Annotated in this window: 10 protein-coding genes; 2 read left to right on the forward strand and 8 right to left on the reverse strand. The window is 64.6% G+C overall.

What is annotated here, in order from left to right:
• Positions 1-93 precede the first annotated feature (93 nt).
• A complete protein-coding gene (locus tag NKJ58_RS01315; protein WP_023694469.1) occupies positions 94-1,200 on the forward strand; it encodes an efflux RND transporter periplasmic adaptor subunit in 1,107 nt (368 codons plus the stop codon).
• Positions 1,197-4,400 (forward strand): efflux RND transporter permease subunit, encoded by a 3,204-nt coding sequence (locus NKJ58_RS01320; protein ID WP_023815310.1) that lies wholly within the window; start codon positions 1,197-1,199, stop codon positions 4,398-4,400. The genes NKJ58_RS01315 and NKJ58_RS01320 overlap by 4 nt, the downstream gene beginning before the upstream one ends.
• Positions 4,401-4,430: 30 nt before the next feature.
• Here NKJ58_RS01320 and NKJ58_RS01325 read toward each other — a convergent pair whose 3' ends face one another.
• The 8 genes from NKJ58_RS01325 to hemC form a co-directional block, all read right to left on the reverse strand.
• Positions 4,431-5,066 carry a LolA family protein gene (locus NKJ58_RS01325; RefSeq protein WP_023687739.1) on the reverse strand — a complete coding sequence of 212 codons (636 nt, stop codon included), beginning with the start codon at positions 5,064-5,066 and terminating at the stop codon, positions 4,431-4,433.
• Between the two features lie 56 nt (positions 5,067-5,122).
• On the reverse strand, positions 5,123-5,386 hold the full coding sequence (locus NKJ58_RS01330) for a YMGG-like glycine zipper-containing protein (RefSeq protein ID WP_023670477.1): 264 nt from the start codon (positions 5,384-5,386) through the stop codon (positions 5,123-5,125).
• Between the two features lie 188 nt (positions 5,387-5,574).
• Complete coding sequence (locus tag NKJ58_RS01335; RefSeq protein WP_023752685.1) at positions 5,575-6,291, reverse strand: glutamine amidotransferase; 717 nt, start codon at positions 6,289-6,291, stop codon at positions 5,575-5,577.
• Positions 6,292-6,305: 14 nt separating this feature from the next.
• The gene (locus NKJ58_RS01340; protein ID WP_023687738.1) at positions 6,306-6,785 is read right to left on the reverse strand and encodes a tellurite resistance TerB family protein; all 480 of its coding nucleotides are present in this window, start codon (positions 6,783-6,785) and stop codon (positions 6,306-6,308) included.
• 76 nt (positions 6,786-6,861) lie between these two features.
• Complete coding sequence (locus NKJ58_RS01345; protein WP_352852715.1) at positions 6,862-8,463, reverse strand: heme biosynthesis protein HemY; 1,602 nt, start codon at positions 8,461-8,463, stop codon at positions 6,862-6,864.
• 10 nt (positions 8,464-8,473) lie between these two features.
• Positions 8,474-9,964, reverse strand: coding sequence for a COG4223 family protein (locus tag NKJ58_RS01350; protein ID WP_352852716.1), 1,491 nt, complete (start codon positions 9,962-9,964; stop codon positions 8,474-8,476).
• 111 nt (positions 9,965-10,075) lie between these two features.
• A complete protein-coding gene (locus NKJ58_RS01355; protein ID WP_023815312.1) occupies positions 10,076-10,789 on the reverse strand; it encodes a uroporphyrinogen-III synthase in 714 nt (237 codons plus the stop codon).
• Position 10,790: 1 nt separating this feature from the next.
• Positions 10,791-11,714, reverse strand: a complete 924-nt coding sequence (gene hemC, locus NKJ58_RS01360; protein WP_023736796.1) for a hydroxymethylbilane synthase — start codon at positions 11,712-11,714, stop codon at positions 10,791-10,793.
• Positions 11,715-11,755: the final 41 nt, after the last annotated feature.

An 11,755-nucleotide genomic window follows, 5' to 3' on the forward strand; every position in this document is an offset into this window, starting at 1 on the left:
AATCGGCAATCGCATCGCGACGCAAGCGGGCGACCCAGCCGATCGGCCGGCTGGCTGGCCCGCTCCGCCGTCCCAGTGGCATTCCTGCTCGGCATGGCTTTCAGCAGCAACGCGTTTGCGCAGGACCAGCAACTGCCGGTGGTGACGGCGGCCAAGCCGGTGGTGCGTGAAATCGTCGAAGACGATGAGTTCGTCGGGCGCTTCGAAGCCGTCGACGAGGTCGCCATCCGTTCGCGCGTCAGCGGCTATCTGGACAAGATCAGCTTCCAGGACGGCGCACTGGTCAACAAGGGCGACCTGCTCTTCACCATCGACCAGCGTCCGTACCAGGCGGCCTACGATGCCGCCAAGTCGCAAGTAGACGTCGCCAAGTCCCTGCTCGAATTCTCCAAGATGCAGCTGGATCGCGCCGATGAACTCGCCAAGACCGGCAATATCTCGGCCGCGACGGTCGACGACCGTCGGCGGGAATACCTTTCGGCGCAGGCGCAGATGCAAGGCGCGACGGCTGCGCTGACGACGGCCAACCTGAACCTGGAGTTCACCGAGATCAAGGCGCCCTTGTCCGGCCGCATCGACCGCCGGCTGGTGTCGGTCGGCAACCTCGTGCAGCCGGATTCCACCTTGCTGACGACTATCGTCACGCGCGATCCGATCGACTTCTATTTCGACGTCGATGAGCGCCTGTATTTCAGCTACGCCCGCGACGCGAAGGAGCGCGGCGGCAGCATGCAGGAAGGCGCCGGCGGGCTCGAGGTGGTGGTTCGCGTCGCTGACCGCGCGGAGGCGGTATTCAAGGGCAAGCTCGATTTTGCCGAGAACCGGATCGACAACGCGACCGGCACCATGCGGGTGCGTGCAAGGTTTGCCAACGCCGACGGCGTTCTCCAGCCAGGCATGTTCGGGCGCATCAACGTGCCGGGGTCGCTGCCGCATAGCGGCGTCCTGGTGCCCGACGAGGCGGTCGGCGCCGATCAGGATCGCCGCATCGTGTACCTGGTGGATGAGGCTGGGATGGTGTCGGCGAAGCCCGTGCGCACCGGCCCGCTTCTCGACGGCTACCGGGTGATCCGCGCGGGCCTGACCGGCGACGAGACGATCATCGTCAACGGGCTGATGCACGCCAGGCCCGGCACCAAGGTGAAAGTCGAGATGGTGACGTTGCCGCCCAAGGTCGACACCGCCGGGTTGCAGCAATGAGGTTCGCCCATTTCTTCGTCGACCGTCCGATCTTCGCATCGGTCGTTTCGATCGTCCTGCTGATCCTCGGCGGGATTGCCTATACCCAGCTGCCGATCGCGCAATATCCCGAGATTGCGCCGCCGACCATCGTCGTTCGCGCCCAGTACCCGGGCGCCGACGCCGAGACAGTGGCAGCGACGGTGGCAACGCCGATCGAGCAGGAGATCAACGGCGTCGAGGGCATGCTTTACATGTCGTCCTATTCGTCGGGCGACGGGGCGATGGCGCTGACCATCACCTTCAAGCTGGGCACCGATCTCGACCAGGCGCAGGTGCTGGTGCAGAACCGCGTGTCGGTCGCCGAGCCGCGCCTGCCCGAAGAAGTCCGCCGCCTCGGCATCACCACCATCAAGAGCTCGCCCGACCTGATGATGGTCGTGCACATGCTGTCGCCCGACAATACCTACGACCAGCTCTACGTCTCGAACTACGCCCGCTCGCGGGTGCGCGACATACTGCTCAGGTTGGACGGCGTCGGCGACCTCATCATCTTCGGCGAACGCGAATATTCGCTGCGCATCTGGCTCGATCCGGAAAAACTGTCCGCCCTGGGGATGACCTCGGGCGATGTGGTGCAGGCGCTGCGCGACCAGAACGTCCAGGTGTCGGGCGGCTCGATCGGCGCGCCGCCGACCAATACCGGCACGGCGTTCCAGTACACGGTCACCACGCAAGGCCGCTTCAACGACGCACGGGACTTCCGATACGTGATCGTCAAATCGGCCGAAGATGGCCGCCTGATCCAGCTGCAGGACGTGGCGCGCATCGAGCTCGGCGCCAAGGATTACGTCACCAACTCCTATCTCAACGGCAAACCGGCGGTGGCGCTCGCCATCTTCCAGCGGCCAGGCACCAATGCGCTCGCCGCAGCCGCGGAGATCCAGGACAAGATGAAGGAGCTTTCCCAGGACTTCCCGAAGGGATTGAGCTACGACATCGTCTACAATCCGACCGAGTTCGTCGCCGAGTCGATCCAGGAGGTCTACAAGACGATCCTCGAGGCGATGGTTCTGGTCATCATCGTCATCATCGTCTTCCTGCAATCGTGGCGCATGGCGATCGTGCCGATCGTGGCGATCCCCGTGTCGCTGATCGGCACGCTGGCGGTGCTTTACGCCGCCGGCTTCTCCCTCAACATGCTGACGCTGTTCGGCCTCGTGCTGGCCATCGGCATCGTCGTCGACGATGCGATCGTCGTGGTCGAGAACGTCGAGCGAAATATCGCCAGCGGGCTGGCGCCCAATCCGGCGTCGCATCTGACCATGGACGAAGTCGGAACGGCGGTCATCGCGATCTCGCTGGTGCTGATAGCGGTGTTCGTGCCGACAGCCTTCATTCCCGGCATTTCCGGGCAGTTTTACCTGCAGTTTGCGATCACCATCGCGGTGTCGACGGCGATCTCGGCATTCAATTCGCTGACGCTCTCGCCGGCCTTGGCCGCGCTGCTGTTCAAGCCGCACCACACTGCTGCGGCGCCGCCGCGCTTTTTCCTGGCGCGGTTCGGACGGGCGCTCGCCGACGGCTTCAATCGCGGCTTCGACAAGGTCGCCCATTGGTATTCGAGCATCGTGCGCGTGCTGGTCGGCTCGCGGATAGCGATCGCCGCCACGCTGGCCGTTTTCGCGGCCCTCATCTACGCCACGGTCTATATGGTTCAGACGGTGCCGCGCGGTTTCATTCCGTCGCTCGACCAGGGCTATGCGATCGTCGTCGTCCAGTTGCCGGACGGCGCCTCGCTATCGCGGACCGATGCCGTCATCCAGCAGGCGTCGCAGATCATCCAGAAAACGCCGGGCGTCGACTACGCGGTCGCCTTCGCCGGCTTCTCCGGTGCCACCTTTACCAATGCCAGCAACGCGGGCGTGATCTTCGCCAGGTTCAAGCCGTTTGACGAGCGACTGGAAGCCGGCCAGTCCGCGACCCAGGTCATCGGCAATTTGTTCGGCAGCCTGCAAAGCATCAAGGAAGCCTTCATTATCGCATTGCCGCCGCCGCCGATCCGCGGCGTCGGCAATGCCGGCGGCTTCAAGCTGCAGATCCAGGAGCGCAACAGCGCCGACATGCGGCAGATCCTGGCGCTTGCCTATGAAATTGCCGGCAAGGCCAACAAGACGGCGGGGCTGACCGGCGTGTTCACCACTTTCTCCGCGTCCAGCCCGCAATTCTTCCTGGCGATCGATCGCGACAAGGCGCGCATCCTGAACGTGCCGATCCCCAACATCTTCGAGACGCTGTCGATCAATCTGGGCACCGCCTACGTCAACGACTTCAACGCTTTCGGGCGCGTCTACCAGGTGCGCGCGCAGGCCGACCAGGCGTTCCGCCTCGATCGCGCCGACATCTTGAAACTGAAGGTGCGCTCGGCGACCGGCGCGCTGGTTCCGCTCGGCACGTTGATCGAGATCCGCGACGTCACCGGCCCGGCGCTGGTCCAGCGCTACAACATGTACGTCTCGGTGCCGCTGCAGGGCAACGCCGCGCCCGGCGTTTCCACCGGCGATGCGCTTGCCAAGATGGAAGCGATCACGGCACAGACGTTGCCGGCCGGTACCTCCTACGAATGGACCGAACTCGCCTATCAGGAGCGCAACACCGGCAATGCCGCTGTCTATATCTTCGGACTGTCGGTGCTGTTCGTGTTCCTGGCGCTGGCGGCGCAATATGAAAGCTGGGTGCTGCCGTTCGCCATCGTGCTGGTGGTGCCGCTCGGCGTGCTCGCAGCGTTGCTCGGCGTGTCGTTCCGAGGGCTGGACAACAACATCCTCGTGCAGATCGGCCTCATCGTGCTGATCGGGCTTGCCGCCAAGAACGCGATCCTCATCGTCGAATTCGCGCGGCAGGCGCAGGAACGCGGCCTGTCGGCCGCCGAGGCTGCCGTCGAAGCCTGCCGGCTCAGGCTGCGGCCGATCCTGATGACCGCCTTCTCGTTCATCCTCGGCGTCGTGCCGCTGATGATCGCGACGGGCCCGGGCGCCGAAATGCGCCAGTCGCTCGGCACCGCGGTGTTCTCCGGCATGCTCGGCGTCACCTTCGTCGGCCTGTTCCTGACGCCGGTGTTCTACGTCACGCTCAGGTCGCTGTTTTCACGGCGCAATCCGCATGCCGAGGCCGAGCCTTCGGCACCGGCAGAGGTGCCGTCGGAGACGGCCGCCGAGTAGTGTTACACGGGCAGTTCGTGGCGCTGCCGACTATTTCGTTTTGGTGTTGAATTCACGGTTTGCGGCATAGTCGATAGTGAAGGTGCCCGCAGGAGCGCGAACGCCCTGCTTCACGTTGGATATGGTGACTGTCGAGGTAAGGCCCCTCTCGTCAGTCAGGGTCCATCTGCGTAGATCGAGCGATTCCCTGTCAAACACCATAGTGATATTCGAATTGCCGAAGGCCGACTTGTCGGCCAGCCTGATGATCACCTGGGCGCCATCGTCCTTGATACTTTTGAGGCGATTGCCGGAAAAGTTGACCTGATTGTCGAGGAGCAGCTTGAGCGGCGTCTTCGAGAGAGCATAAAGCCGCGATGTCTTGAGCTTCTTGTTATAGACCACCAAGGATTTTCCATCTGCAATTACGCTGACCCCTGATTGGCCTGCATAGTTGAACCGGATCTTGCCCGGCCGCTGGAGGAAAAATTTCCCTTTGGTCCTTTCCGCTCTTGGGCCCGACTGGACAAAGTCCCCGGACATGGACTTTACCGATGAGAAGTGATCGGCAATCGTCTTCGCTTCTACAGGTGCGGCCAAGGCCGCGGTCGAAAGTTCGGCGTTTATCGCGACAGCGCTGACAACGGCGAACCAGAAAGCCCGCAGTCTTTTGCTGTTATATGCCATTCAGTTATCCTACCCCGAAAAGACGCGTGATCGAAAGAGATCACGCGTCTTTGAGATCAGTAGCCGTCCGGGCACTGAGCAACGTAAACTCGACCGTTCCGACCGCGATATCTGCACTGGCCGGCTTCGCTGGCGTGCCCGATGACCGCCCCGGCCAGCGCTCCGACCGCCCCGCCAACAACCGCCCCTTTTACCGGGTCGCCGGCCACTGCTGCGCCTACAGCTGCGCCACCCAAACCACCGACGGCAGCGCCTTGTTCGGTGCGGGAGCATGCCGCGAGCGGAATGAGTAGGCTCAAAATGAGCAGCGTCTTCTTCATTGGTTCTCTCCTGGGGCCGTTATTAGCCGAAGCTTAAATGCGCCACGGAGTTTTTCGATCCATCGGAGTGTTTGGGGCGCAATCCAAATCTGCGGGAACGGGCTAAGGTCCCGGATCCATCGTACACGCCTCCCAGAGGTAAGTCGTCTTTGGGCAAGCTCGGCCGTTCAGAGTAGTTGGATCTTGCTCTATCCCTCAGTAGGCTTGCCGAAGATAAGGCTCAAAAATTCGCTCAGCCAGCGCTTGAGGTGCATATCCCAGATCAGCCGGCCGCCGAGATGGTCGCGGCCGGGCTGCGCGCCGGGCAATTCGAAACGGTGCGCGCCGCGCACCACCCAGCGCTGCATCATCAACCTGGTCAGTTCGCCATGGAACTGGATGCCCCAGGCATTGTCGCCATAGCGAAAAGCCTGGTTGGGGTAGGTTTCCGCCGTCGCCAGCAGCGTCGCATCCCTGGGCAGCGAAAAGCCTTCGCGGTGAAACTGGTAGACCATGTCGGGCCAAGGCAGCAGCTTCTTGCCGGCTTCGGTCGGCTTCAGCGGATACCAGCCGATCTCGACCAGCCCCTCGCCATGCCCCTCGACCTTGCCGCCGAGATGATTGGCCAGCATCTGCGCGCCAAGGCAGATGCCGAGGAAGGGCCGGTTCTCCTTTAGCGGAACATTGAGCCAGTTGGTCTCGCGGCGGACGAACTCATCTTCGTCATTGGCGCTCATCGGCCCGCCGAACACCACGGCGCCGGCGTGTCCCTCCAGCGTCTCCGGCAGGCTGTCGCCGAGAGGCGGCCGGCGGATGTCGAGGTCGAAACCTTCCTCGAGCAGCATGTGGCCAACCCGGCCGGGGCTCGAAGTCTCCTGATGCAGCACGATCAGGACTTTTGGTTTCGAGCTCGGTCTGGGCGGCATGGAAAGGCGGAATCCTATTCGTCGCTCGACGTTCCGCTGGCGTCGGGCGCGGCGGCCGCCGCCTTGCGGCGCGCCTCGACGCGATCCTGGCGCTCGACGCCGATCAGTTCGGCAACGCGCCAGACGGTGTTGTCCTCCAGTTCATGCAGTTCGCCGTCGGCATAGACGATTTCCCACATCAGGCCGATGAAAGCCTTGCGCGCCTCGGCGTCGAGATGGCGCTTCAAGACGCTGGTGAAGGCATAGAGGTCGATCGCCTCATTGTCGGCGCGCTCGCCGGCGGCAGCCAGTGCATCGAGCTCGTCGCCGCTGATCGAATAGCTCTGCGCCAGCACCTGCTTGAACCGCTCCCACTCGACATCCTGGCGCACGCCGTCGGCATTCATCACATGATAGAGCAAAGCCGACGCCGCAACGCGCGGATCGTCCGCATTGGCGCGAGCCCCAGCCCCGGAGGGCAGGTCTTTCAGAAAGGCCAGGACGCGTTCAAACATGGTGCTCACTTCACATTATTGGAGCATGATCTTTTCCAAAAACCGGTATCCACTTTTTGGGATCATGCTTCAGCGATCAAAACAGGCGGAAGCGGCGCGGTGACTTCTCCGCTTCGTCATCGGGGTCGACGCCGGGGTCGTCGGGCAGCCGCGCCAGTTCCTCGGCAGGTTCGACGGGTTCGGCATCGGGTGGTATTGCGGCGAAAGCGGCGGCGGTGACCGGCGTGACCTGGTCGTCGCCCACAGCGGGCTTCGGCTCGGTCGGCGCCTCGCTGATCGTCTTGGCAACGGCGGGATGATCGATCACTTCGGCTTCCTTTGCCGGCTTGGCGGGTGCCGCAAGCACCGGCACATCGGCTTCGTCTTCATGGCTGTCGATGAGCTGGCCCAGCCGCTCCATCGGTGCGCGCCAGGCGAAAGCGTCGAGCTTGCCGCTGACCGGCGATACCGGCGCCCAGCGTTCGGAGACGACGCCGTCGGCGACCCAGGCCGGATCGCGCGGCGCCCTGACCGCCTTGGACAGCAATTGCCTGATCTTGCCCTGGTCGCCGGTCTCTGCCTCCTCGATATCGGCCAGCAGCAGGTAAGCGCCTTCCCGGCGATCCATGCGGATCGCGGCTTCCGCCTCGCGGCGGGCGGTGGAAAAATCCTGCGCATCGAGCGCGGCGCGCGCCACCGTCATCGACGATTCGGCATTGTTGCGCTTCAGCTCCTGCAGCTTCTTCGCCCGGTTGAGACGATCGACCACGGCATCTCCCGGCCTTGCATGGGTGTAGAGCTCGGCGATCTCGGGATGCGGCTCCGCCTTCCAGGCTGCCTCAAGGATCTTCGAGCCTTTGCGCACATCGTTCTGTTTGAACAGAAGATTGGCGGCTGCAACCGCGGCCGGCGCGAAATCGGGCGCGAGCTTGTTGGCCTCGAGTGCCGCTGCCTTGGCTGCATTGGGGTCGCTGTCGGTCAGCGCCTGCGCCTTGGCGGTCAACAGCACAGCGCGGCGGCGATTGGCGGCGTCGCGTTCGATCTGCCTGGTCGACTTCTGCGCCTCCACCAGCTTCAGCGCGCCGTCCCAGTCGCCGCGCCCGGTCAGATCCTCCAGCGTCGATTCGGCGGCCCAAGCCAGTTGCGGTGCGACGGAAGCGGCGCGCCCGGCATAGTGACGCGCCGCGTTGCGGTCGCCGAGCCGCTCGGCTTCGAGATAGAGCCCGCGCAGGCCAAGCAGCCGCATTTCGGGATCGTCGAGCATCGCCTCGAATTTTTCGCGCGCGCCCTCATGGTCGCCTTCGAGCAGCGAGGCTTGCGCTTCGAGCAGCTGGATCAGCGGCTCCTGGTCGGAGCGGATCAGTTTGGCGGCTTCCTTGGACTTCTTGCGGGCCAGCGCGCCATCGCCGGCGCCGGCTGCGATCATGCCGGTCGACAGCGCCTGATAGCCACGGTCGCGGCGGCGGACGCGGAAATAGCGCGAGATCGTGTACGGGCTGTTCCACAGCGACTTGATCAGCCACCAGACGATCATCACCGCTGCGACGACGGCAACGATCGCCACCGCCGCCACCATCAGGCTGACCTGGTATTGGTAACCGTTGAAGGTGACGACCATCTCGCCCGGACGATCGGCCAGCCAGGCAAAGCCGAGGCCGAGCGCGAAGACGGCGGCGAGAAAGATGAGAATGCGGATCATCGTGTCGTCCTCATGCCTTCATCGCACCTGCAATCAGCGCGTCGACCTGCGTCTCGACGTCGATGCGCGCCTTCAGTTTGCCGGCAAAGTCGGCGCCGGCAGCCTTGACCGCATCCGGCAGCGTTGCGTATTCGCTGAGCGCCTTGGCGTAGTCGCCCTGATTGACCGCCACTTCGATGCGCGCCACGGTTTCCGGCGCGCCGGCGCCTTCGACGCCGCCGATCGGCCGGACCTTGACCAGCGATTCGGCGCTCGACAAAAGGTTCTGGAAGAAGCCGGCATTTTCATCGACCGGCGTCGCCGCCGCGACCATCGCATTGGCCGCGGCGTCGGCCTCGCCGGCGATCTCGGTGCGGGTCGGGACGCCCTTTTCAGCGTAGGGGCGCAGCGCTGCAATCTGCGGTGCATCGGGCGAGATCGCCGCGAAGGTCTCCAACTCGGCGGCGAACGGCGCGCCGCGGTCAAGCGCCGCCTTCAAGGCCGAAGCGGCGATGGCCATCGCGATCTTTGGCTGCGAGGCCTGCGCATCGACCTTGCCGGCGAGCTGCGTCACCGACTGCTCCAGCGCGGCGATCTTGCCTTCCTGCGTCTTGGCTGCCTCACCGGCCGATTTCACCAGTGCGTCGAGGCCCGCCAGTCTTTCATTGAGCGGCGCGAGATCGACGGGCGCTGCACCACCGGCCCGGCCAAGGGCGGCGACCGCGGTCTCGATCTGCTTGACCTTGTCGCCAAGCGAGGCAAGCCCGGCATTGTCGCCGGCGCCGCCCCTTTCGACCGCCGATTTCAGCGATGCGACATCGGCCTTGACCTGATCCAGCGCCGAAGACAGCCCGTCGACCTTGGCCGTTGCGGCGCCATTGCCGCTGGCTTCCCTGAGGTCGGCGATTTCGCGCTTCAGCGAAGCGATCTCGCCATTGACGCCGTCGAGCGAGACCGTGCCCGCCCCTGAGCCCGGAGCGCCAAGCACGCCGGCAAACTGCAGCCCCCCGGCGGCAGCCAGCGCGATGACACCGCCGATGATGCCGGCGGCAATGCCGTTCGTGCGCTTCGGTTGCGCGGCCATGGGCTGGTTCCCGGCTGTCCTTGGGGTTTCCTTGGGTGCACCCGGCTTGGGCGAGGCATCCTCGAAACTGTAGTCGGAGGTTCTGGCGCGCGGTGGCGCATCCGAAGCGGTGGGGTAAGGCTGCTCCGCCTGGGTGGACGCCTTCGCATCGGCGCTTTCGGGAGCGGCCTGCGCCGCGGCATCGGAGTGCTCCCACGGCTCGAGATCGGCCTGATCGGCATGAACGGGCTCGTCAGGCGTCTCCGGCTGCGCATTGGCCATGGCAGCGGCATCCTCAGCCGCAACCGACCCTGCCGGGGCCTCGACGTCGTCCGAGTTGGCGACATCCGTCTTGGCGGCATCCGCATCGGCAATGCGCGAGACAGCGCCGGGTTCGAGTTCGATGGTCACCGGCTCGCGGCGGCTTTTCGAATGTCGCATCTTCGGCGTCTTGACCATGCCTGGGCTCCGCAATCCTGCTTCGTCTGGGCGCCCGACGGCGCGTGATGGTTTGAAAAATGGTCTAGCACATCATCATCAGGTGAAAAGGGGCGGCGTGATGACACGGGCTCAGTCGCCGCGGTGCAACAGCTCAAGCAGCGCCTCCTCCTGCGGTTCCCGCGCCATGCGTATTTTTTTGCCGGCGGCATTGTCAAACGCCGCTGCCACGCGCTCGGAGAGCGCAAAAGCCTGCGTATTTTCAAAGAGATCGCGCAGTTCCGCCCGGCTGGCCAAGGCCTGCAACGCTGCCGCCGCCTTGGCTGAATAGAGCAGCACCGCGTCGACCGCCTGATCGGACAGGCGTGTACGGATTTCAGCATCGGAATAATCGAGCGAAATCGTGTCGTAGGTTTCGACGGTGCGGACCTCGACGCCGGCCTTTCGCAGCCGCGCCTCGAATGCCGGAAACCGCACGCGCCCTGTGAGATAGACGACCGCCTTGCCGGAAAGGCCGGCAGCAATCGCCTCGGCCAGCCGCTCGGCGTCGCCCGCCCCTTCGCTGACCGACAAGAACCCTGTCGAACGTGCCGCTTCAGCCGTCCTGCGTCCGACGGCATGGCAAGGCAAGGCGGCGAGCGCACGAATGAGTTCTTTCGGCGCATGCCGCACCGCATTTGCGCTGGTCACAGCGACGGCCACGGCATTGTCGCTCGCAGCATCGGCGCCAACCCGCAGTGTCACCGTTTCGGTCAGCGGCAGAAGGAGCGGCTCAAATCCCAATTCCTGCAGCCGCCGCATGGTTCGCGACGCCCCAGGTTGCGGCCGCGTCACCAGGACACGCATATCAGACCCAGCCGTCGAAGAAGGTTTCGCCCGCTTTGACCCGCACCATCCTGGCCGCGTCCGTGCCGATGTCAGCGGCATCCAGCGCCAAGCCTTCGGCTTTGACCTCATGCGATTGCGTGCCATCGGGCGAAATGATCAGCCCGGCGAAAACCAGCCTGCCGCCCGAGATCGTCGCATAGCCGGCGATCGGCGTGCGGCAGGAGCCGTCGAGCGCCGCCAGGAAGGCGCGCTCACAGGCCAGCGCCTGGCCTGTCGGCACATCATGGATGGCCACCAGCATCTTTTCGACCTCGCTGTCGCCGATGCGGGTTTCGATGCCGATTGCGCCTTGTCCCGGCGCCGGCGGAAAGGCATCGAGCGGCATCAGATCGGTGACGACATGGCCGAGCCCGAGCCGCTTCAGCCCGGCATAGGCGAGGATCGTGCCTTCGGCGACGCCTTCCTCCAGCTTGCGCAGCCTGGTCTGCACATTGCCGCGGAACATGACCACGTCTAGGTCCGGCCGCATGCGCCGGATCAGCGCCTGGCGCCTGAGCGAAGACGACCCGACCTTGGCGCCTTGCGGCAAATCAACAATGCGCTTCACCGCCTTTCCGATGAAGGCGTCCCGCGCATCCTCGCGCGGCAGGAAGGCGGACAGCTCCAGCCCGTCCGGCAGCACTGTCGGCATATCCTTGGAGGAATGCACGGCGATATCGATCGTGCCGGCCAGCAGCGCCTCTTCGATTTCCTTGGTGAACAGGCCCTTGCCGCCGGCTTCCGACAGCGGCCGGTCCTGGATGCGGTCGCCGCTGGTCGAAATGACGACGACCTCGAAGGCTTCCGCCGGCATGCCGTGCGCTTCCATCAGCCGCGCCTGCGTTTCATGCGCCTGGGCGAGCGCCAGCGGGCTGCCGCGTGTTCCGATTTTCAAAGTTTGCATGGCGCGCGGTCCGTGATAACCCCCGGCTGGCTTTGCGTTGC

The sequence above is a fragment of the Mesorhizobium sp. M0139 genome (assembly GCF_040322455.1).
Taxonomy (GTDB): Bacteria; Pseudomonadota; Alphaproteobacteria; order Rhizobiales; family Rhizobiaceae; genus Mesorhizobium.